Genomic DNA, 21,250 nt, shown 5'->3' on the forward strand with positions numbered 1-21,250 from the left:
ATCAGTAGAGAGGATGTATATGCGCATGAGGGAACTTCAAGTGAATACAAGATATGGAACGGTTCAAGGAGAGCTTCTGCATGGAGCGAGTGTATGGAAAGGCATTCCTTATGCTACACCACCCGTGGGTGAATTACGCTTCCAGGTCCCGGTCTCACCCGAGTCGTGGGATGGAGTCAGAGAGGCGACGCAGTTCGGCCCTGAAAATATACAGCCAAGAAATCCCCAAACCGAGGCCATATCCGGACAGCCGCCGGTGGAATCGGAAGATAGTCTTTACCTGAATATCTGGGCACCTGAAAAAGAAAGCCATGATCCACTTCCCGTGATGGTATGGATTCATGGCGGATCGTTCGTTTCAGGCGCTGGCAGCCAGCCCATGTACGATGGAACACAACTTGTTCTCCGGGGAGACGTTATCGTCGTGACGATCAACTATCGTCTGGGGCCGCTAGGGTTCTTGCATCTGGCTCCGCTTGGGGAGGGTTTTGCATCCAATGTGGGTTTACTGGATCAGATTGCTGCACTGCAATGGGTACAGGACAACATCGAAGCTTTTGGCGGTGATTCGCATAACGTCACTGTATTCGGGGAATCTGCGGGCAGCATGAGTATTGCGTCTTTGATGGCGATGCCAGCTGCCAAAGGATTGTTCCATCGTGCCATTATGCAAAGTGGAGCCTCACAAGTCATGCCAGCAGAGCAGGCTTCAGCCATTCGTGATGGTATGTTGAAGGTTCTGGGTGTAACACCAGATGACCTGCACAAACTCAAAACCATTCCAGTGGAGCAAATCATCGCTGCTGGCGAGACGGTTAAACAACAAAGCGGTGCAGGGATGGCCCTGTTGTTCCAGCCCGTACTGGATGAAGTTACACTTCCGAAGTCGCCTCTTCAGGCGGTAGAAGAGGGCGCGGCACAGGATATCCCTGTACTGATCGGAACCACTTTGCATGAAGGCTCGTTGTTTATTCAACCTCAGGTGCCTTACTCCGAAGAGATCAACATGGTGAAGGCTGTTGATTTCATGACACCTGATCTGGAGAATCGGATAGCAATTGCGGCCAGTTATCCCAAAACTGCAGATGGCCAGGCCCAGGTGATGACGGATCTGTTCTTCTGGCGCTCGGCTGTGCAATATGCGGCAGCTCAGCAGAAACATGCACCTGTATGGATGTATCGCTTTGATTGGGTGATGCCGGAGCACCCACTGCTGCATAAATCAATCCATAGCATCGATATCTTCTTTGCTTTTAATACGTTACCTGTATTGAAGTTTATGAATGCCGCACCGGATGCTGCCGCGGTAAAACTTGCGGGTAAAGTGCAGGATGCATGGATTTCGTTTGCCAAGCAGGGCAAGCCTGAGACATCGGGAGTAGATTGGCCTGCCTACGAAGATAATCGCGCTACGCTGATATTCAATCATGAAGTAGAGGTGGTCCATGACCCGGAAGCTTCCAAACGTGAGCTGCTGGGGCTATAGTTCGACCCTGTTTGGACTTCATCTCAACATAGACAAAAGGTGTGTCTCGTCATTGGCTGACGAGGCACACCTTTTTTACGATGGATCAAACTTGCCGGCTTTAATGGCAAACGATACAGTACTATCTTTCACCTAAACTTATGTGCTGTGAGTGGAATGAGTCCAGCATTTATTTTCGGGATGCTCTTGTCTTAGACACATCATCACAGTAAAAGGCTCGCTTGCCCCGGGAGAACAGCACCAGCATGACATGAACGAACAACACCAGAAGAATCAGCACATGCAAACCAACAATGCCGACAGAAAGCCATATTTTATAGGGCTCAAGCATCGCATTTTTGTTTAGCAAAGCATACTCGTTTATAATTTGAGCAATGGTCACAAACAGCCAAGGGACGTAAAGCGCGAGCAATCTTTTGAACAGGGAAGTGCTGGAAGGATCGCCTGTCCGTTGATCAATATATCTGAATCGCATCAGGGCTGAGCCTGGTGTTTTGCCTTCTCGCAGCGATGGGATAAAGAAAAATACAACCAGCATCGCAATCATGGTATTTAGCATACTAATCATGGCATTTGTATGGGATAGATTGAAAATGGACATCAGATTGGACAGGAATACGACAACTACACTGTCGATAATGAGTGCGAGTAGTTGGGCTACAGGGTAGACCTTGTTTTGTTCGATGATTTGTTCGCTTTTCGCCTGAATACTTGCACGAGATGGGAATAAGGCAAGCGCGATGGGTGCTGCGAAAAATCCCAGTACCGTTCCTGAAGTATTCAGCAGCAGGTCATCCACGTCAAACAGCCGATACGGGCAATCATAATAACCGTAGAAGCCGGTGATCTGGGTAATCTCAAAGAACAGGGATAAGCCGAATCCGCTTAACAAAGCCTGTTTCCAGTAAGATCTCTTTTGCCAAAAATAACGGATATACACGCCAAGTGGCATGAGAAGCAATACGTTGAACAGAACTTGCAGAAAAGCTCTGCCCTGAATCATTCCCATATAGCTGGCGGGTTGAGACCAGACAATTGGTGTTTCTTTCATAATATCTTTTACAAAGGTGAATGGAACAAGGTTGTAATAGACGGTATCCGCTGCTTGCTGAGCACATGTATTACGAGTCGTCGGGAAAGGAAGAATAACCAGACAATATGCAGCCAGTAGGTAGAAAATAAATGAAAAGCTGACGCCAAACCGCGACCAGCTAAAAAATCCATCTTTTCGATATCCGTAGATTAACCAAGGCACCAGCAGAAACATGGCGATAAGGACAAAAATAAAGAAAGCCGTTTGGACAGGAAAAACATAGGGTGACATGAGCAGAAACTCCTTTTATAGGATGTATATCAGCATTTCGTGTGAGACACGACTTTTAAGAATAGTATTTCGTTGTGATACTCCACCATTTTTCTTCTATAGCTTCAGTATAAGGAACCTTCCTTAAATCAGGGGGCGGGGCAATCTTAAATTTAGTTTAAAATCAATTAACCACTGTGGCCTATGTGGAACAATGGACTGCATTCCCGTATACTTGCGAGGAAGCCACAAAATGAATGGAGAGTTTAATACATATGTCTAATTTGCCTAATTGCCCCAAATGTAATTCCGAATACACTTACGAGGACGGTAATCTGTTGGTGTGTCCAGAATGTGCGCACGAATGGGCGCTAGCATCAGAAGAAGAGAATGCGGAGGAAACTAAAGTAGTACGCGATTCCAATGGTAATGTCCTGAATGATGGCGATACCGTTACGGTCATTAAGGATTTGAAGGTGAAAGGCAGCTCGCTGGTAGTTAAGCAGGGAACCAAAGTCAAAAACATCCGACTGATTGACGGTGACCATGACATCGATTGCAAAATCGACAGCCTAGGCGCAATGAAGTTGAAGTCCGAGTTTGTGAAAAAAATCTAGCTTCTCTTTAGGCACGGCTGGATTGCCATGTTAGTGGACTTGTCTTAAACCATAAAAGAACGTTCATTTCTGCAATGATGTGGAAGTGAAGGTTCTTTTTTGTTGGGTGGAGAAAGGACCCCAGATGAATAAAGTAGTATTATAATGTTATAATTAAGTGATTATAATGATATCGGAGGGAAGTTATGCAGATCAAACCATCAACTACAATACGCAAGGACTATAATGGGTTCTCTAAATATTGTCATGAGCTGGATGAGCCCGTGATACTTACCCGCAATGGAGAAGCTGATTTAGTTGTGATGAGCCATGAAGCGTACCGAAGAATGGAAGCCAGAACCGCGTTGCAATCCAAACTACTCGTCGCTGAGAAACAGGTGGCTGAAGGTGAAGAGTTGCCCAGTCACGAGCAAGTAATGACACGATTACGGAGAAAATTGGATGCTTCCAAAACAGAGTAGCATCCGATATACTCCTGCTGCTGTTGATGATCTCGACGAAATTTTCTCTTATATATCTAAGGACAACGTAGAACAGGCAGAGAAGATGCTTGATAAACTGGATGAAAAAATAAGGAACATCGCCGATTTTCCCAATATAGGTTCTGTTTTGTCAGAGGATGATTACAACCTGATCCAACGAGGATACCGGTTTATCGTCGTTTCTCCCTATCTGGTTTTCTACCGCATTACTCTAGAGGGTATTATCATTTATCGCATCTTACATGGGCGGAGAGATTACCTCAGAGATTTATTTGAGATGAATTGACAGGAAATATTTAGAAGTACTATACTGGATAAAATTTAACAGTCAAACGCAATGATCAGGAGTAATAAGGCTCAAGGTTTGGTCCAGAGAACTGTCGTTATGGTGCAAGGCAGTCCAACCTTTCCCCAACTCGCCTGTGAGCAGCAGGATCGAATCGTAGTAACGTAAGTATCGTCGTTGTGCAGCACACGAAAGGGCTGGATGTTGAAAATGATGCTATACGCTGACTTCATGTAGATCCTGACGGTTAACCTCCGTCATCAGGTCCTGAGATGTTATGGCAGGATAGGTTGGAGTATGATGTTTCCAATCCTGTTCATGGATCAAGAAGAGTGGTACCGCGAAGGTCAGACCTGTCGCCTCTTAGTTGAGGTGGCAGGTTTTTGTTTTTTTATATGGCCTTAATGTTGAGAAAAGGCAGGTGCAGAATCATGGAAAGATCACGTGTGATTGAGTATTATTCCAGATTTGACGAGTGGGGAAGGCTGGACCGAGAACCGCTGGAATTCATCATTAATATGCATTATGTCCGAGAGTCACTTCCGGCAACCGGACTTGTGCTGGACAATGGCGCAGGACCAGGCAAATATGCCATGGAGCTTGCCAAACTTGGATACCATGTCACGCTGTCAGACTTGACCCCTGCATCTGTGGATTTGGCTCGACAGAAGGCAAAGGAATTGGATTTGACACAGCAGTTTGACGGATTTCATGTGTTGGATGCGACCCATCTGAACGATATTGCAGATGAGACATATGATGCGTCTCTGATGCTGGGGCCGTTGTATCATTTGCAGACGGAAGAAGAGCGAGTGGCTGCGGTACGGGAGCTGCATCGGGTCACCAAGCGTGGGGGAACTGTGTTTGTAGCGATGCAGAGCCGTATGCGAATGGGCATTACCTCTTTACAATTCCCGCAGCAATGGAAACCACATGACCACATGGAAGCTATCCGGTCTTTTGTGGAAAAGGGTACATTCGATCATCTGGATCAAGGGCGGTTTACAGGGGCGTACTATTTCAACATACAGGATATTAACCCTTTTATGGAGCAGCACGGATTCGAAACGGTAGACCTGATTGGATCGTCCAGTCTGAGAGCTATGCTCACAGAAGAGCAGCAGCAATATTGGAAAGAACGCGGAGAATACGATGAGTTGATCCAGTATATGATTGAGGCGGCCAAAGACCCGTCAATACTGGGAATCTCGTCTCATCTGCTGTACATTGGGAAAAAGAAATAATTATGAAATCATTGGATTTTGAGAAGAATATGTCACGAAAGTGCCCTCTGGAGAACAGGGGGCACTTGTATTTTTCATCAAAATAGTTCAATATTAAGATAAATAACAAAAGGTGATCTACTTACAATAGGTTAGATGAACGACGGATCGCTTCATAACAGGGAGGAATAGACAATGGAAATTGGAATCAGTACATTTGTGGAGACGAACCCAGACGTAAACACAGGAGAACTTATAAGTCATGCGCAGCGTATTCGCGACGTCGTTGAAGAGATTGTTTTGGCAGATCAGGTGGGGCTGGATGTATACGGCGTGGGAGAACATCACCGTGCCGACTATGCCGCTTCATCACCAGCTGTTATTCTGGCTGCCGCAGCTTCACAGACCAAACGCATTCGCCTAACCAGCGCTGTAACGGTGCTATCTTCGGCTGATCCGGTACGGGTTTTTCAGGATTTTGCAACGCTGGACGGCATTTCGAATGGGCGTGCAGAGATTATGGCAGGGCGGGGATCATTCATCGAATCGTTCCCATTGTTCGGTTATGATCTGAATGATTATGATGAATTATTTGATGAAAAATTGGAGCTGCTCTTAAAGCTGCGTGATTCGGAAAAAGTAACTTGGGAAGGCAAACACCGCCCTTCCTTTAATAATCTAGGCATCTACCCGCGTCCGGTACAGGAAAAACTTCCGGTATGGATCGGCAGTGGCGGTAACCAGGAATCGGTTGTCCGCGCAGGTCTGCTTGGATTACCGCTTGTACTCGCCATTATTGGTGGTCGCCCCGTTCAATTTGCACCACTGGTGGAGTTGTACAAAAAAGCAGCTGCACATGCAGGTCACGACGCTTCCAAACTGACTGTGGCTTCCCACTCTCATGGGTTCATTGCGGATACAACAGATGAAGCCGTGGAGAAATTCTTCCCTCCAGCTCAGGCTGTAATGAACATACTGGGCCGTGAACGCGGCTGGGGACACTATAGTCGTGCAACCTTTGACGCGGCACGTAGTCTGGAAGGTGCGCTGTATGTAGGTGATGTGGATACCGTGGCTCAGAAGATTATCTATCTGCGCAAAGAAGTTGGTATCACTCGCTTCATGTTACACACTCCCCTCGGCACGATGCCGCATGAGGAGGTAATGAGAGCGATTGAACTGCTTGGCAAAGAAGTCGCTCCCAAAGTCCGTGCTGAAATCTCGCGTTGGGAAGCTGAGAATGAAGCCGGGCGTTAATTAGCGATAGTAATCCCTTATATATAATGATAAAAAGGAGCAGGTCCTTCATCGCTCGGATGAAGGACCTGCTCCTTTTTTCGTTTCCTTATCAATTATGGCTTAGCTATGTCCACAGCTGACATACTCCACTGGCAGCGTCTCTATTTGAATAATCTTCAGTAATTCACTACTTCATAGGTCATGCTGCATCCAGTAGCGCCCATTGCAATCAACGGGGCGTTCAATCTCAACTCAACCTGCGAACAGTTTCAATTATTTCGTACCTTGCCAGTCACCTGATTTCCGTTCTTAATCAGAGTGTAGCGAATGAGCTCACCACTCCAAAAGTGAAATGTCAGCTCGATCTGTCCATCGTGCAGTTCTTTGAGCCAATCGGGCTGTAGCTTAATTTCATTCGTTTCATAAGAAGGAGCAAATGTTGTCAAGAATTCCTTATACGGTGTCCAGTCCTGTGGCGCTGTGTTCTCACCGGATGTATACACAGCTTCCATCGTGGCAAGCTGATCACCTTGAAACTGGGTGGGAATGGAGAAGGAGTCTACTTTACCTGTTGCGTGGCCCAACTTGGGCTCCGTGGACACAATCACATTCCATTTCCATTTTGCGCCCTGATTGAACTTCGCTGTGATTATCCCATTGTTCCCAAGCTTCTGAGTTGAGCTGATCATCCGGGATAACGCAGTGGATTTGACGGTTAAGGTGTTGCCAATGAACGAATAATCCGTGCCAGCTTTCAGCAATTGATCACCCGCATACAGGGCAACTAACTTGTTTCCGTTTAATTTGATCGTCAATTGTCTGTCTCCTACAGGCGAACCTTGTCTGAAATAGAGCAGATCGCTTTCTCCTGCGGCAGAACGTCCTGTCCAGGACGCTTGGATCATCTGAAATAAATCCGGGTCAGCCCACTGGAATGTTAGTCGATTCAGATGCTGACCGTTGTCCCATAACATGGACGTGATCTTTTTTTCTTTTAACTGATGACCAATGAACTCAAAATATTTCAGCTTCTCTCCCTGTTCGATGACATCCGTATGTTTGTCAAAACCGAGCAGGCCGTATTCGCCCAGAATAACCGGAATGCCCTGAATAACCAGTGTGTTGTACACATTATTGAACGTGCTGGCCGCATCATTTTTCGTATCCGTATCGAAGGTGGTATGCCCTGCAATGTTAACGCTGAACGGCCAATATCCGTAATAATGCACCGTAGCAATCAGATTGTGATCCTTTAGGCCAGCTATCGTCTGTTGCAAACTGTCGAGTCTTACCTGTGTTGGTGAACTTTCCAGCGTAGGCAGGACCAACGGGCGCTCGCTGTTATTTCCACCTGTTTCTCGTACCAACTTTACAAATGCAGTGTTCAATTCATGCAAAAGCTCTAACTGCCGTGCCTCATCAATATTGCTGCCTGAGCCCATGTCGCCTGCATTTGTTGCTCCGCGGTGAAAGCGCGGTTCGTTAACACTTTCTAACATCAGCTTACGTGGTTCATCTTTGAACTGCTTGGCAATCTGAGTCCATACTGCTTTATAACGGGAAAGCACCTGATCATGGTCCGTCTCCAGTTGGCTGATCCAGAGGTAGGAATCATGGTGAACGTTCACGACGACATAGAGGTTGGCATCCAGCGCCCATTGGACAACCTCCTGAACACGACCCATGTAGGCTGGATCAACAGTGTAGTCTGGTGCGTCCCCAATATGCCCATCCCATGTGACGGGAATGCGAATACTTCGGTATCCCTGAGCAGCGATCTGCTGTATCAGTTCGCGGGTAACTCGCGGGTTGCCCCAATACGTTTCATCAGTTCCGACCGTATCCAGGGAATTTCCCAGGTTCCATCCCGGCTGCATCCCGTCAACATCGCTTTGTAGCGGACCAAAGGCCGTCATTTCATGTTGTCTGGCAAGTTCAGACTTGGCTGCAGATGCAGGCAAAGGAAGCAGAATAAACAGACACAGGGTCATGCAAACAAGCGTCAGGATGAAATGGTGGCTAGGTGGGTTCATAAGGGCTCCTTTGGATGGGCGTACATCGTTAATCTCGTGTGTGAAGCTTGATGTATTGCATTATATCAAAATGAACATCTGCATGAATCATGTATTTTCACCCATGCTCCTGCGCGTTCTCCGACTCGTACTTCTCCCGATGCTTCTGCTTCATTTTCACATAATCCGGGTCCGTTTTGGCGATCTCCCATTGTGCTTTGAAAATGGCTGCTGATTCAGCCTTCACCTTATCATTCTGATAAGGCAGGATGGAGCCGTCCTCCTTCGAATATTTGCGTCCACCTTTATGATTCGTATACCGCCGGGCCCGCGTATAGCCCATTTGCAGAAACTTGCGTGCCATATCCATACCGACAAAGTCATCCTTTTTCTTATACTCCAAAAATAGTTCGTAGATCTTCTGCGAGGATTCTTTCGCAATTTCAGGTGTTTTGAACCGCCAGTGCGGTAGAATCTCGCTTTTGTAGGGCTGCACCATTAATACCCCTTGCTCTCCCCGGCCAACGGTATATAGTTCAGGTTGCTTGCGCAGATCAAGCTCCTCGTAATTGAGGCTGTAATCAAACTTTTTCATGGATTCCGCTCCTCCTTGAAGATTATTGTTCCTTTCCACCTCTTTACCCCGATTCTTGTACAACATGCACGGTTAATGGGAAAGAAGAGAAGTATATACATAGGAGGGATAAGGGTATGGGCATGTCCGGCAGATATCTTGTTGTCACCAATGAATTGGTCGCATCCATTAAGTCAGGTGAAGTCAGTGTACATGATTGTTCGGTCGAGCTGGATATCGATAAAATGTGGCAGATGCTTCAGTTTACGTTGACTGGTGAAGTGGTAGAGGGGCAGCCTCCTCTGGGATATGTGGTCCCTTTGGCAGGCGAACAATATCTGGGCAACTATTCAGACATGGATCTGTTCCTGCTGAATAATGAACAGGTGCTCGAGGCGTACATGGCGTTAGAACAACTGACACCTGAAGAATTGAAGAAACGGTTTAGCCTGGAACAAATGGTAGCTGAGGGCGTGTATCCTGTCATGGAGGATTGGGACGCAGAGGAGACATTCCAGGAGATCGTTCAGACACTGAATGATGTTCAGGCTTTATATCAGGCAACGGCTGCAAGCGGAAACGGAATTGTCTTTTATATTTTCTAAGTTCCCACCTCTGTCTGTTTAATTTGTCATTATTCCGGTTATTGATAGAAACAAGGCACAGACTGTGCCTAAAATCCGGTAAAAGAGAGGGAATACGATATGACACAAGACCAGAATGAAGAGAACAAAGCCATTCAAGACGACGAACCGGATCAATTTGAAACCCCTGCACGTACCGATGGTAAAGAATCCGATGAGGACACTGAGGCAGAGGATACGAAAAAAGAATAAACTTAACTGTTTATGATTGGACTAGGCATAGTGTTGTTGAAGCCAATTACACCAAATTTTAAATATACGTCATACCCGAGGTCGGACCATTGTTCGGCCTTTTTTTGGTATTTATTTATGGATCCGGTTTACAACAATTACCTATAACCCTCATAATAGGAGTGAACCACATTTTTCCTAAGGAGGAGATCGTATCAAAAATCACAAGCTATTGAAGTGGATTGCCGTACCACTCGTTTTGATGATGGTTGCGCTTACGGGATGTCAGGCCGTAGGTGGCGTAGATATTGGCAAAGCCGTTGTCAATAGTACAACCGTCAAGTCCGGTGAATCCAAACAGTCCATGCATATAAAAATTGAACCTACAGCAAACCTCGTCGATGAGGATGCGCTTCAAATGATTGAACTCATTAATTCCGTTTCATTGGATATTGAAGATGCCAAAGTGAAGGACTCCAACACGGCGTCTGTCAAAGGCACACTGAGTATGCAAGGAAAGAAATTGCCTTTCCATCTGTCGATGGATAAATCGGAAATGGTCATTGATGTAGACGGAGCGCAAAAGCCTCTATACATATCTTTGCAGGATGACACACTTCCTATGCTAGATACGAAGGCGTTGGAGAAGCAGATCGAGGAGCTTTCCCCGAAATTGCTGACCTTTGCGCTGAAGCATTTGTCCAACCCGAAAAATATTTCCGTAACCCCGGTACAGGAATCGGTTAATGGTGAATCGCTGAGTCTCTCCAAGCTGCATGTGGAGATCAGTGGAGAAGAGCTTCTTGCCATGGTTAAACCGTTTCTGACAAGTGTTGCTCAGGATGAGCAAGGACTCAAGGATCTGATTGGAGATCTGTATGATGTGTTCTACCCTATCCTCGTTACATTCAACACGGTTGATATTGGCGACGGCAGTGCCCTTCCTTCTACGATTAGCGAATCACGGGATGCCGAAGTTGCTTCATTGTATGAAATGATTAAGGGCGGTCTTGACGAGATTCTTGCTAATTACGACAAGGAACTAGCCAACTTGTTGACCGAAACACCTGAATTGAAGACGGTGTTCGGAACTGAGACCAATCTCAAATTGGACTTTTATCTGGACAGCGCACTGAATATCCGTAAACAGAATTATGATTTCAAAGTAGCGTTGCCTGCTTCTGAAGATCTGCCGATCAAATCGGTATCCGTATATGGTGACAGCGAACTTTGGAATATTGGTGGACCAGTAACTGTGGATGCCGTGGACAAAACGGCTGGTGCAATTGATCTGATGCAGGGAGATATCACGCCAGGTCAGATGTTGCGCAATTTTGATTCCAATTCACTTGTGTATCAGCTGTTGAAAGATGAAGCGGGAATCACCCGTAAATATGTCATGTTGTATCCGGACGACGAATCCTATGGCGCAGTCACTGTTAAAAATACAACATTTGTTCCTCTTCGTTATCTGTCCGAGGAATTGGATGCTGAAGTGAAATGGACCAAAGGGTCGGATAAAATCGTCGTTATTGACGATATCACCGGCGATGAGATTGTCCTGACTGTAGGTTCCAAGAAGGCCACCGTTGCAGGCAAGGAAGTAACGATGGTTGAACCCGCCTATGTGGGCAAAAACGGCAAAACTTACGTCCCGCTGCGCTTTATGGCTGAGTCTCTTGGGGCATCTGTAGATAAGGAAAAAGAAACAGGCTGGATTTTCATCGACCGGCCATAAGTAAGATTTGTATGTGAGTCTTAGGTTGAGAGGGGATTTCAGAGTATGCCAGATTTCTCGTAATGATCATGAAAGAACACAATGAAAAAATTCCGTTAGACCATTAACGGGATACGTGTGTCCTTTTTGACCCATTACGAGGAGCTTCGGCGTTTCTGAAATGATGAAACGAATCGGGGAGTGCCTCTATTAGAGGTGCTCCTCTTTGTCGTGTCATCCCAAATAGATCCCCAGAGGTGTTATATATGAAAAGTCAATTAATCATCCAATCCAGTTCGATTACATTACGTCCACTAACGCTGGAAGACCAGGACGCGCTGTACGCACTAATCCGACAACCTGAAATCACGGATATTCTTCCCGAATGGAGGATGACAGAGGAACAGCTGTATGGTTTTCTGCAATTTGTTGTTGGCAGTTACGAGCAGTTCGATCCAAAAGATGTACGGATCATGCTGGCTGTTGTACACAACAAAGACCAGCAAATCATTGGTTGGTGTGGTGTGTTTCCCAATGACATGCTGGATAGTGATGATCGTGAAGTGGCTTACGCCATTTCACGGGATTATCGGAATAAAGGGTATATCACAGAAGCAGTGAATGCCTTAACGACATACTTGTTCGAAAATACTCTGTTGGACCGAATCGTGGGTATTGTGAAGCCGTTTAACCAGCCTTCACGCAAGGTGCTTGAGCATGCCGAATTTCGTTATGTCTCTCGCAGAAAACTTTCGGATCAGGCAGATTACGATTACTTTGAGCGACATAAAGTACAGCCGGCACCAGCATCTTCACTGGGGCTGCAATCTCAAGTTCAGCTTCGTCGTGCATGCCAAGAGGATGCTGAAGTGCTTACGGAGATATGCACCAGAGCCTTTGACCATGCGATTAGAGTCTGGGCTAAAGGAGACACAGTTCCGGACAGCAACCTTTGTCCACCAGGCTATTCGTCTGTTCGTATGCACAGTTACGTGATCCGTGAATGGGACTATTACGTTATAGAATGGGATGGGTGTACCATTGGTGGAGTCAGTGTCAATGTATTGGGAAGTAGGCATGCGAGACTGGATAAAATCTTTATTGATCCCGTTTGTCATGGTCGGGGTATAGGATCTCAGGTCATCAGGCTTGTTGAAGCCGAATTCCCCGAGATTGGGATATGGAAGCTGGAGACCTCGGGAAGACAGCGGGATAATCATCATTTTTATGAGAAAATGGGTTATATCTGTCTCTATGCGTCTGAAGATGAATATGGATATGAGAAAATCATAACAATAGAGCCTGTAATTCAGCTCCCATCCGAGGAATTATCCAATGTTAAGGGTGAGACGGTTACTGAATTTTACCAAGCTGATCTCGGTTCACTTCGCTTCAGCACCAGCAATCTTCGGGATATCCGGATGACCGATTGCAACCTGAGTGGGGCAAATTCACCAATCTGAATATGACGGGCATATTATTGGCCGATTTGCGTTTAACAGATAGCAAGGTTGAATTCTGTGCTATGGATGGTGTTCATTTTCAGGATACACATCTCGGCCAAGACAGAGTACCCATGCGTTGGGAACATTGTGATCTCAAGGGCAGTCATTTCAATGACTGTGATCTATCCGACGTACAGTTGGAACAGTGTCAGGTGGCAGGAATGAAGATTAATGGAGTGGCTATAGAGGAGTTACTTGCTGCGTATGAATCCATGAAGGCCAAAAGATAAATTACTTATAGCGAAATAGAGAACGCCCGTTTCCGACCTTTGTGTTGGAAATGGGCGTTTTTTTGATGTTACTTTGCAAACAGTCAGCTATGCTGCAAAGCCTGCGGCTTTTTGCTAAACCCGGTGCTTCCCGCGGTAAAGCCCATCTGTTGGTAGAATTTATGCGCATCTTCACGATCCGGGCGATTGCCGCTGTTCAGGGATAAGGAATCCACGCCATGAGTGGCTGCCCATTGCTCTGCTTCCAGAATAAGCTGACGACCGATGCCGGAGCTTCTGAACTGGTCATGCACGATAAGAGCCATAATACGGCAGTGCTTTCCGTTTTTTTCATATAGATAAGATGTTTGGAGTCCGATCAGTCCAACGACACGGCCACGGACTTCGGCAACCAACGTTGCAAAGTTTGAATCCGCAGCGATGTGCGAATAACGCTCCTTCATCTCAGCATACGTGGTTGGATAACCGAGTTGATCCATAAGAATGACCATGTCCTGCAGATCTTCAGGGGTACTGTTACGAATTGTTATATTCAGACTCATGATCGCGTTGCCTCCTTTTGACGTTCTTTTAACGAGAGATCAATGATGGAATCCAGCAAACCGGCAAAGGAGATACCAGCCGCGGCTGCACTTTTGGGCAGCAGGCTATTTCGGGTAAGACCTGGTAGCGTGTTTACCTCAAGCACATATGGCATGCCATCCCGAATCATCATGTCCACACGGGCATAGACACTGCATTTTAACACCCGGTAACAGGTTAGTGCTGCCGCTTCTACACGTTTGTGCAAATCCGCAGGCAAATGAACGACTTGCTCATCAGCGCCGCCGTCATTATATTTGGAAGTGTAATCGAAAAAATCAGCATTTGAACGAATCGAGATAACTGGAAGCATCTGACCATCCAGAACGGCGCAGGTAATCTCCTCACCCTCAATATATTGCTCAATCATGACGACTTCGTCCCAGACGAGTGCCGCTTCTACAGCCGCGTGAAGAGTCGAGGGTTCCTGTACCACTTGCGTACCAATGCTGGAACCGCCTGAATTGGGTTTTACTACAACGGGATACGTTAACTGCTGCACAGCGGTTGATGACAATTCATCCAAACTGCTTACCTGAAGCCACTCGCCAGTAGGTACACCCGCATGCTGGATGAGGCGTTTGGACATATCTTTGTCCATGCATACGCTGCTCGCGAGGACACCACAGCCTGTATAAGGAACACCCAGCGACTCCAACGTACCTTGAATCGTACCATCCTCGCCATATTTGCCGTGCAGAGCGAGCAGTGCCACATCCAATCCTGCGGCTTTCTCAATGAGATCACGTTTGCTGTTGATCTCCACCGGAATAACCTCATACTTCTGTCCATCCAGATGGTTGATCATCTCCTGTCCGGTGAGCAGAGAAACATTCCGCTCCGAAGATGTGCCACCCATTATCACGCCAACTTTCATGTGTAATCCTCCTCATTTCATTTGAGCAACCGTCTCGCCAATGATGCGAATACCTTTGCGAATGTTCTCATCGCTGACTCGGGAGAAGCCCAAACGCATCGTGTTTTGTCCCTGGCCAGGTTCAAGATAAAAAGTATCCCCGGGCATGAAGGTAACGCCTTTTGCCTTGCAAGCCGCCAGCAGCTCCCTCGTGCGGTATTCTGGTGGAAATTGTACGAACAGGTGAAGTCCGCCTTCACCGGAAACCCGGCACATCGGCAGATACTGCCGCAAGCAGCGGACGACCAGCTCATATTTTCGCTTGTACTCCGTGCGAGCCCGCTTCAAATATTTCTCGAAATTGCCGTTGCTCAGATATTGATAGAGCAGGGACTGATCCAGCGTCGAGGTATGAATGCTGCGCGCCCGTTTCATGCTTTCAAGATAATCAATCAGTGCCGCATCCGCAATGACCCAGCCTACGCGTAATCCCGGAAACAATACCTTGGAGAAGCTGCCCAGATACACGAGTCCGTTCCCTTTGCCCACACTGGCAATCAGAGGGGAGACATGGGAACCGGAATAGCGCAGTTCCTCGTTAAAGCCGTCTTCAATTATCGGCACATGGTACTGGTTCATCAGTCGAATGATCTCTGTCCGTTTGGCAGGTGATGTGACGATCCCAGTTGGATTGTGGTAGGAGGGCACAAGGTAGGCCAGATCATACGGGTTGGCTGCAAGTTCCCGTTCCAACTGCTTCAGGTCCAGACCATCTGATTCCATATCCACACCGGTGAGATGGAATTGATGAAGTCTCAGATTTTTAACAGCGGTATGATGTGTCGGGTTTTCACACAGAGCCCTGCCGCTTTTTTTGCGAAGTGCGCCCAGTACCAGATCAAAACCTTCCGTAAATCCGTTGGTAATCAGAATATCCTTGCCGGATAGGTCGACACCTTTATTTTCCATATAACGCAGTAGATACTTCATGAGAGGCCTGTAGCCTTGCGCATATCCGTAATTCAGCAGCACTTCACCTTCAAGCGACATCCGGTCGAGAAAGGCTCTTTTGACATTGTGCATGTCAAACAGCTTCTCATCCGGCGCAATGCTGGTAAATGAAATCTCACCACGCTCTGAGCCAGAGCCATGTTTCATCAGATCATACTGCTCTGCCTGGATTGCATAATCGCTGACACGTTCGTTCCAGTCCAGCTGCCACCCGGATGTTGCCTCAGGTGCATCAATGGTGGAGCTTACGTAATTGCCTTTGCCTTTGACCGCGTAAATCAGGCCTTCCTCCTCAAGTTCAGCATAGGCCAGCAGAATCGTGCTGCGGCTTACTTTCATGAGTGTACTGAGTTCGCGGGTGGAAGGAAGCTTTTGTTTGGCTTGCAGGCCGCCTTTGAGCATCAATCGCTTCATATAATCTTTGACTTGTATATATACAGGGCGGTCCTCCGTCAGTTGCAGATCGGAATACATCCCATCACTCCCTTATTTGCTATCTTGCCATATTATAACCCCCGCAGAAAGAACCACGATACCTCTGTTTCCCTGCGGAGGTGGTTGGTTGTTTGCGCAAACGTAAAAAAGCCCTGGCATCATGCCGGGCTGGGGTGAAACGTGATCCATCTTTTATAGTGCTGCTGCTTATAACTTTCTAGGTTGGCGTTGCATGACTAGTCTCTCTAGGATCGATAGCTATCTGTCCTTCTACGTGTGTCTATTTACTCTCGTACGGCTATAATTGCAGGCTTTCTAGGTCAATCCAGTTCTATACTATCTTCGTAAAGCTAGGATCTTTCTACGTTTGCTTGCTGCAAGGGTCGAATAGATGATGAATCGTAAAGCTATAAAGCTAGGTTCTTGCTAACTGTACTCTTGTCGTGCGCACGTAACAGAATTCAGTATGAAAAAGATGATCAATCATAGGGTACAATAGACGGAAGTAGATATAAAGACATATGTCTTAGTGCCCAAATTCTTCCTCATACCCCTATAGTACCACTTTGAATCAGGGAAGTTAACCTTTTTTTTGAAATATTTGTCGTAATAGTTGAAAAAAGCTTGAATCTTGCTTCTTATTAATGAAATGGTTTCCCTTTATAATATATGATAGGATGTAAACCTATAGATAATGAGGAAGTGAACCTATTGATTAATATTACTGTGCCAACACCAGATGTCATCATCACGAAGCAGGCTGATCCACAGCTTAGCCACATTTATGGATTTACCGATTTCCACCTGATTACACGGGAAAAAGGCGGTATCTTCATGTTTTACAATGCCGATGATGAGTTGTTATTTGTCGGGAAAGCACGAAAATTAAGACCGCGCATCAAGAAACATTTTGAAGATACGGTATCACCAATGAAGTCACACCGCGAGGAAGTAACTACCATCGAAGTGTGCGTAATTGAAGATCCGGTGGACCGCGAAATTTACGAGACCTATATCATCAACACGTTGCGTGCGAAATACAATGTAGATAAAGTGTTGTACAAATAAGTATCTCGAATGTGCCCCAAGAGCGATAAGAATTGGAATCAAATGATGGAATGTGCTGAATAAAGTGTAAAGTATTTTCGCAAAGTTTTGGGACATATAGCCTATGGCTTGCGTCAACAGACAAGGATGTGATCTGCGGATTGCATCCCACGTCTGCTTAAAAGCATTAGAATTTTTATTTTTCAATATGTAATTTAATATGTAGTTCGTAGAAACAGCAATGTAGAACCTAGAGATGGTAGTACAGGATTAACCAAATACATAGAAGAGGTGATTGTTTTGATCGGACGTAGCGGTAACCCTACACTCAAAGATAGTACGTTTGAAGACTCCAGAGGTTATGGAGATGATCGGTATCAAACCAGAATGACGATCAACGGTACGGTAAACAAAGCGTTTATTACGTTGGTAATTTTACTGGGCAGTGCATTTGCATCCTGGATGATGTTTTTCAATGGGCAGGAAGTGCTTCCTCTTGCATATGGAGGGGCAATCGTCGGTTTTATCCTCGCATTGATTATTTCATTCAAACCTGTTGCGGCGCCTTACCTTGTGCCGATCTATGCCGTTGCGGAAGGCATGTTCCTCGGAGCACTCTCGGCTACGTATGAATACTTGTATAACGGCATTACGCTGCAAGCTGCTTTGCTGACCATGGCCGTCTTTATTGCTCTGCTGATGGCATACAAGACAAGATTGATCAAAGCTACGGAGAATTTCAAGCTTGGGGTTGTCGCAGCAACCGGAGGCATCATGATTATGTATCTCCTCAGTTTTGTTCTTGGTTTTTTCGGGATCACCGTTCCCTATCTGCATGACAACAGCCTGATCGGAATCGGCATTTCTGTCGTTATCGTCATTGTGGCCGCACTGAATCTGGTACTTGATTTTGATTTTATTGAAAGTGGTGCCGACAACGGTGCTCCGAAATATATGGAGTGGTACGGTGCATTTGGATTGATGGTTACGCTGGTATGGCTGTATCTTGAAATTATTCGTCTACTCGGCAAGCTGCGGAGCCGGGATTAATTCAATTCAAATTTTTGCAAACTTAACCATGCAACTCATCATCAAAAGCTAACTCGTGCCCCAAACACGTAGTTGGCTTTTTTACTGTTTACTGGATAGTCCTAACATCGAACTGTGTACATTCTTCCATATATGGATTGACTGAATGGAAAAGAATGTGATATTTTAATTGATAATGATTATCATTTTCGTTAGTCTAATATAGTACCGGCTGTATTGCCCTTTACATTTCATATCAAACCGATCAAGCAGATCGAAAGGAGTGGCCTTATGTTACTGGAAAATGATTCGCAGACCCCTGCGCACTTGCCCGTTACCGGCCGCAGTCCCAAGACGGATCTTGCCAAGGTAAAAGTATATATGGACGAGCACTATGACGAACCATTGTCTATTGCAGATCTCGCCCACAAAGCCAATATCAGTGCGAAATATTTCGTGGATCTATTCAAGAAGACCTACGGGCAGAGTGCAATGGAATATCTGACCGATCTTCGCATCAATCGTGCGAAACGATATCTGAAAGAAACAGGGTACAAACTCCGTGAAATCGCGCTGAGAGTAGGGTATAGCGATGAGTATTATTTTAGCCGCAAATTTAAAAAGGAAGTGGGCGTATCTCCTTCAGATTATGCCAAAAATGCGAGAAAACGCATCGCCACCTGCTCCTCCAGCATCATTGGACAGTTGCTGGCGCTTAATGTCATGCCTGTCGCTGCGCCGATTGATCCCAAATGGACCGCTTATTATTATAACGCGCACCGAACAGAGATTCAGTCACATTTGAGATTGACAGACCCGTATACCAGCTTGAGATTTGAAGCCAACGTGGAGCGTTTGGTTCATATCCGGCCGGACGCTATTGTCGGTACGGATCAAATCAGTGACCAGGATCAGGCCAAACTTGCTGAGATTGCACCTTGTTGTTTTGTACCGAAGTATCACTTGGATTGGCGTGCGCAGTTACGCATGATTGCTGCTTTTCTGGAACGGGAAGAACAGGCAGAGCAGTGGATTGGTGTATACAATCAGCGAGTCGAGAAGGCACGGGATTCCGTAAAACAGAAAGTGGGCCGAGAGAAGGTCATCGTTGTCCGAGTGTATGGGCAGCACCTTTATCTGTATCGAAATCCGGGTATTGAAGAGGTGTTGTACAACAATGGTTTACAACTGGAGACGTTCCCCGATGTTCAGGCCAATACACGGTTAACATTGGAACAACTGGCTGCGCTAAATCCAGATCGGATTCTTGTTATGGTGTGTCCTGAGGCCGCATCGCGTGCATACTGGCTCAGTTTGCAACACTCGCCAGTATGGCGTCAGCTTAAGGCAGTAAGGCAATACCAGATTCATCTGATTACAGGTGATCCCTGGTTTGACTACTCTGCCGTAGGCGTGATGCGTATGCTGGATGAAGCGCTGCTGATTTTCACGGGATATTGTCCAAATGTATATCTGGATAACGTCCATGGTGATTCTCGGGCTACATGACATATAATCCATCTATCTAAATGAGAATGTTTATCAAGGGGGATATGTCATGTTTCAACAGAAAAAAGGTCACGGACACCGTTCCGTTCGTCCATTTCGTAGTGCCGGATTTTCGGCCTTGCTCGTACTGGTATTGATTACGGGTTTGCTATCTGCCTGTGGCCCAAAATCAGAAAATGAGGGGGAAGCACAGAAAGAGCAGCCAACGACGGAGGCTTCGACCACGGCCACATCAGGGACTGCTGTAACCGAAGAGAACACGGAAGAAACCAAAGGAGAACGAACTGTCAAAGATGATCTGGGACATGATGTTATCGTTCCTGAGCATACGGAGCGTGTTTTTGCACCTTATCTGGAAGACTCTCTGCTGACACTGGGTGTCAAACCGGTAGCTCAATGGGCGAGTGGTACGCAAGGTCATGTCTACCTCCAGGACCAGTTGAGCGGAGTGCCAACACTTGATTTCTCCAGTGGTTTGCCTTCTCCTGAAGCACTAATGGCGTACAATCCGGATTTTATTATTCTACACACGGCCCAATATGCCGAGAACGGTGTATATGAGAGTTATTCGAAAATTGCACCAACCTACGTATTTACGAATGCTTCGGGTGATGTCGAGAAGTCTTTGCAGGTAATTGGTGATCTGCTGGGCAAAACGGCTGAGGCCGAAAAAGCCATTGCAACGTATCATGCGAAGGTAGACGATGCTAAGGCCAAGCTCGCCAAAGTTACCGAGGGCAAGAAAGCAGCGATCATTCGTTTTGCACCTCGTGGGATCAGTATGATGGGTGGTAACTACTTTAGTGGTTACGTGGTATATCAGCAATTGGGACTCGGCAAACCAACACTGGTACAAACGGAGAACAGCGCAACGGTATCGACCGAGGTGTTGCCTGAGATTGATGCCGACTTTATTTTCACGGTGGAACAGGGTCCGGGGAGCATGAAGGAAATGACAGATACAAAAGTATGGAACAGCATGCCAGCCGTTAAAGCTGGACATGTGTACGCAGTAGAGCCAGCTCCGTGGCTGGGCGGCGGATTGATTGCTTACGGTCATGTCATTGACGACACGCTGAAGGCGTTAACGCAATAATAGAGGCAATCCATTGATGTATTGATCACAATATGAGAAATGTAGCTCCCTGCGGAGTGCCAGAAACCGGACATATTCCAGCGTTTCAGGTATTCCGTGAGGGAGTTTTTTTATTTTAGGGGTAACCAAGTCAGTTACAGAAATGTGGGAATATGGAGATAATCAAAATCATTTCTGGATATCGTCCATGGGACAG

At 46.3% G+C, this 21,250-nt stretch carries 21 protein-coding genes; 15 read left to right on the forward strand and 6 right to left on the reverse strand.

The genetic code is table 11. The annotated features are described in order from the left end of the window. The first annotated feature begins 25 nt into the window (after positions 1 to 25). Positions 26 to 1,486: a carboxylesterase/lipase family protein gene (locus tag MHB84_RS13870; protein ID WP_076287291.1), complete on the forward strand. Its 1,461-nt coding sequence runs from the start codon at positions 26 to 28 to the stop codon at positions 1,484 to 1,486. A 169-nt stretch (positions 1,487 to 1,655) separates the two neighbouring features. Here MHB84_RS13870 and MHB84_RS13875 read toward each other — a convergent pair whose 3' ends face one another. Beyond that, positions 1,656 to 2,810, reverse strand: coding sequence for a VanZ family protein (locus MHB84_RS13875; protein ID WP_076287292.1), 1,155 nt, complete (start codon positions 2,808 to 2,810; stop codon positions 1,656 to 1,658). A 254-nt stretch (positions 2,811 to 3,064) separates the two neighbouring features. Here MHB84_RS13875 and MHB84_RS13880 point away from each other — a divergent pair, with 254 nt between their 5' ends. The 5 genes from MHB84_RS13880 to MHB84_RS13900 all read left to right on the forward strand — a co-directional run bounded on the left by MHB84_RS13880 (position 3,065) and on the right by MHB84_RS13900 (position 6,654). Continuing rightward, positions 3,065 to 3,406 carry a zinc ribbon domain-containing protein YjdM gene (locus MHB84_RS13880; RefSeq protein ID WP_076287691.1) on the forward strand — a complete coding sequence of 114 codons (342 nt, stop codon included), beginning with the start codon at positions 3,065 to 3,067 and terminating at the stop codon, positions 3,404 to 3,406. A 185-nt stretch (positions 3,407 to 3,591) separates the two neighbouring features. Beyond that, entirely contained in the window at positions 3,592 to 3,867 is a 276-nt protein-coding gene (locus tag MHB84_RS13885) for a type II toxin-antitoxin system Phd/YefM family antitoxin (protein WP_076287293.1), read from the forward strand. Next, entirely contained in the window at positions 3,848 to 4,174 is a 327-nt protein-coding gene (locus tag MHB84_RS13890; protein WP_076287294.1) for a type II toxin-antitoxin system RelE/ParE family toxin, read from the forward strand. Before MHB84_RS13885 ends, MHB84_RS13890 begins: the two co-directional genes overlap by 20 nt. Before the next feature lie 431 nt (positions 4,175 to 4,605). Next, positions 4,606 to 5,418, forward strand: coding sequence for a class I SAM-dependent methyltransferase (locus MHB84_RS13895; RefSeq protein WP_076287295.1), 813 nt, complete (start codon positions 4,606 to 4,608; stop codon positions 5,416 to 5,418). A gap of 174 nt (positions 5,419 to 5,592) precedes the next feature. Continuing rightward, entirely contained in the window at positions 5,593 to 6,654 is a 1,062-nt protein-coding gene (locus MHB84_RS13900; RefSeq protein ID WP_076287296.1) for an LLM class flavin-dependent oxidoreductase, read from the forward strand. A 251-nt stretch (positions 6,655 to 6,905) separates the two neighbouring features. Here the strand turns inward: MHB84_RS13900 and MHB84_RS13905 are convergent, their stop codons facing one another. Beyond that, entirely contained in the window at positions 6,906 to 8,669 is a 1,764-nt protein-coding gene (locus MHB84_RS13905; protein WP_076287297.1) for a cellulase family glycosylhydrolase, read from the reverse strand. 97 nt (positions 8,670 to 8,766) lie between these two features. Continuing rightward, complete coding sequence (locus MHB84_RS13910; protein WP_076287298.1) at positions 8,767 to 9,243, reverse strand: DUF4385 domain-containing protein; 477 nt, start codon at positions 9,241 to 9,243, stop codon at positions 8,767 to 8,769. Positions 9,244 to 9,359: 116 nt separating this feature from the next. Between MHB84_RS13910 and MHB84_RS13915 the strand changes: the two genes are divergently transcribed. From MHB84_RS13915 to MHB84_RS13935, 5 genes are all read left to right on the forward strand, one after another. Next, on the forward strand, positions 9,360 to 9,827 hold the full coding sequence (locus MHB84_RS13915) for a YfbM family protein (protein ID WP_076287299.1): 468 nt from the start codon (positions 9,360 to 9,362) through the stop codon (positions 9,825 to 9,827). 99 nt (positions 9,828 to 9,926) lie between these two features. After that, positions 9,927 to 10,058 (forward strand): hypothetical protein, encoded by a 132-nt coding sequence (locus MHB84_RS13920; RefSeq protein ID WP_256716703.1) that lies wholly within the window; start codon positions 9,927 to 9,929, stop codon positions 10,056 to 10,058. Positions 10,059 to 10,269: 211 nt separating this feature from the next. Beyond that, complete coding sequence (locus tag MHB84_RS13925; protein ID WP_256716704.1) at positions 10,270 to 11,775, forward strand: copper amine oxidase N-terminal domain-containing protein; 1,506 nt, start codon at positions 10,270 to 10,272, stop codon at positions 11,773 to 11,775. A 245-nt stretch (positions 11,776 to 12,020) separates the two neighbouring features. Then, on the forward strand, positions 12,021 to 13,217 hold the full coding sequence (locus MHB84_RS13930; RefSeq protein WP_083678719.1) for a GNAT family N-acetyltransferase: 1,197 nt from the start codon (positions 12,021 to 12,023) through the stop codon (positions 13,215 to 13,217). A 2-nt stretch (positions 13,218 to 13,219) separates the two neighbouring features. Further along, positions 13,220 to 13,489 carry a pentapeptide repeat-containing protein gene (locus MHB84_RS13935; protein WP_083678720.1) on the forward strand — a complete coding sequence of 90 codons (270 nt, stop codon included), beginning with the start codon at positions 13,220 to 13,222 and terminating at the stop codon, positions 13,487 to 13,489. 83 nt (positions 13,490 to 13,572) lie between these two features. Here the strand turns inward: MHB84_RS13935 and MHB84_RS13940 are convergent, their stop codons facing one another. From MHB84_RS13940 to pdxR, 3 genes are read right to left on the reverse strand one after another with little or no spacing between them, the layout of a single operon-like run. Then, positions 13,573 to 14,031 carry a GNAT family N-acetyltransferase gene (locus MHB84_RS13940; RefSeq protein ID WP_076287300.1) on the reverse strand — a complete coding sequence of 153 codons (459 nt, stop codon included), beginning with the start codon at positions 14,029 to 14,031 and terminating at the stop codon, positions 13,573 to 13,575. Next, positions 14,028 to 14,948, reverse strand: a complete 921-nt coding sequence (locus tag MHB84_RS13945; protein ID WP_076287301.1) for a D-alanine--D-alanine ligase — start codon at positions 14,946 to 14,948, stop codon at positions 14,028 to 14,030. Before MHB84_RS13945 ends, MHB84_RS13940 begins: the two co-directional genes overlap by 4 nt. Before the next feature lie 12 nt (positions 14,949 to 14,960). Then, on the reverse strand, positions 14,961 to 16,412 hold the full coding sequence (gene pdxR, locus MHB84_RS13950) for a MocR-like pyridoxine biosynthesis transcription factor PdxR (protein ID WP_076287302.1): 1,452 nt from the start codon (positions 16,410 to 16,412) through the stop codon (positions 14,961 to 14,963). A 672-nt stretch (positions 16,413 to 17,084) separates the two neighbouring features. Here pdxR and MHB84_RS13955 point away from each other — a divergent pair. The 4 genes from MHB84_RS13955 to MHB84_RS13970 all read left to right on the forward strand — a co-directional run bounded on the left by MHB84_RS13955 (position 17,085) and on the right by MHB84_RS13970 (position 21,054). Then, positions 17,085 to 17,441, forward strand: a complete 357-nt coding sequence (locus MHB84_RS13955) for a nucleotide excision repair endonuclease (RefSeq protein WP_076287303.1) — start codon at positions 17,085 to 17,087, stop codon at positions 17,439 to 17,441. 279 nt (positions 17,442 to 17,720) lie between these two features. Continuing rightward, positions 17,721 to 18,470: a Bax inhibitor-1/YccA family protein gene (locus MHB84_RS13960; RefSeq protein ID WP_063565881.1), complete on the forward strand. Its 750-nt coding sequence runs from the start codon at positions 17,721 to 17,723 to the stop codon at positions 18,468 to 18,470. 270 nt (positions 18,471 to 18,740) lie between these two features. Next, the gene (locus MHB84_RS13965; protein WP_076287304.1) at positions 18,741 to 19,958 is read left to right on the forward strand and encodes an AraC family transcriptional regulator; all 1,218 of its coding nucleotides are present in this window, start codon (positions 18,741 to 18,743) and stop codon (positions 19,956 to 19,958) included. Positions 19,959 to 20,007: 49 nt separating this feature from the next. Further along, positions 20,008 to 21,054 (forward strand): ABC transporter substrate-binding protein, encoded by a 1,047-nt coding sequence (locus MHB84_RS13970; protein ID WP_083678721.1) that lies wholly within the window; start codon positions 20,008 to 20,010, stop codon positions 21,052 to 21,054. Positions 21,055 to 21,250 lie beyond the last annotated feature (196 nt).

The organism is Paenibacillus sp. FSL F4-0087, from assembly GCF_038020215.1.
Classification (GTDB): Bacteria; Bacillota; Bacilli; order Paenibacillales; family Paenibacillaceae; genus Paenibacillus; species Paenibacillus taichungensis.

What these genes read in the sequence shown, in the direction of transcription:
- MHB84_RS13900 (WP_076287296.1), top strand. Translation starts at nt 5,593, where the DNA reads ATGGAAATTGGAATCAGTACATTTGTGGAGACGAACCCAGACGTAAAC.
- MHB84_RS13870 (WP_076287291.1), top strand. Translation starts at nt 26, where the DNA reads ATGAGGGAACTTCAAGTGAATACAAGATATGGAACGGTTCAAGGAGAG.
- MHB84_RS13965 (WP_076287304.1), top strand. Translation starts at nt 18,741, where the DNA reads ATGTTACTGGAAAATGATTCGCAGACCCCTGCGCACTTGCCCGTTACC.
- MHB84_RS13935 (WP_083678720.1), top strand. Translation starts at nt 13,220, where the DNA reads ATGACGGGCATATTATTGGCCGATTTGCGTTTAACAGATAGCAAGGTT.
- MHB84_RS13890 (WP_076287294.1), top strand. Translation starts at nt 3,848, where the DNA reads ATGCTTCCAAAACAGAGTAGCATCCGATATACTCCTGCTGCTGTTGAT.
- MHB84_RS13880 (WP_076287691.1), top strand. Translation starts at nt 3,065, where the DNA reads ATGTCTAATTTGCCTAATTGCCCCAAATGTAATTCCGAATACACTTAC.
- MHB84_RS13920 (WP_256716703.1), top strand. Translation starts at nt 9,927, where the DNA reads ATGACACAAGACCAGAATGAAGAGAACAAAGCCATTCAAGACGACGAA.
- MHB84_RS13970 (WP_083678721.1), top strand. Translation starts at nt 20,008, where the DNA reads ATGTTTCAACAGAAAAAAGGTCACGGACACCGTTCCGTTCGTCCATTT.
- MHB84_RS13945 (WP_076287301.1), bottom strand. Translation starts at nt 14,948, where the DNA reads ATGAAAGTTGGCGTGATAATGGGTGGCACATCTTCGGAGCGGAATGTT.
- pdxR (WP_076287302.1), bottom strand. Translation starts at nt 16,412, where the DNA reads ATGTATTCCGATCTGCAACTGACGGAGGACCGCCCTGTATATATACAA.
- MHB84_RS13875 (WP_076287292.1), bottom strand. Translation starts at nt 2,810, where the DNA reads ATGTCACCCTATGTTTTTCCTGTCCAAACGGCTTTCTTTATTTTTGTC.
- MHB84_RS13885 (WP_076287293.1), top strand. Translation starts at nt 3,592, where the DNA reads ATGCAGATCAAACCATCAACTACAATACGCAAGGACTATAATGGGTTC.
- MHB84_RS13940 (WP_076287300.1), bottom strand. Translation starts at nt 14,031, where the DNA reads ATGAGTCTGAATATAACAATTCGTAACAGTACCCCTGAAGATCTGCAG.
- MHB84_RS13915 (WP_076287299.1), top strand. Translation starts at nt 9,360, where the DNA reads ATGGGCATGTCCGGCAGATATCTTGTTGTCACCAATGAATTGGTCGCA.
- MHB84_RS13905 (WP_076287297.1), bottom strand. Translation starts at nt 8,669, where the DNA reads ATGAACCCACCTAGCCACCATTTCATCCTGACGCTTGTTTGCATGACC.
- MHB84_RS13910 (WP_076287298.1), bottom strand. Translation starts at nt 9,243, where the DNA reads ATGAAAAAGTTTGATTACAGCCTCAATTACGAGGAGCTTGATCTGCGC.
- MHB84_RS13895 (WP_076287295.1), top strand. Translation starts at nt 4,606, where the DNA reads ATGGAAAGATCACGTGTGATTGAGTATTATTCCAGATTTGACGAGTGG.
- MHB84_RS13930 (WP_083678719.1), top strand. Translation starts at nt 12,021, where the DNA reads ATGAAAAGTCAATTAATCATCCAATCCAGTTCGATTACATTACGTCCA.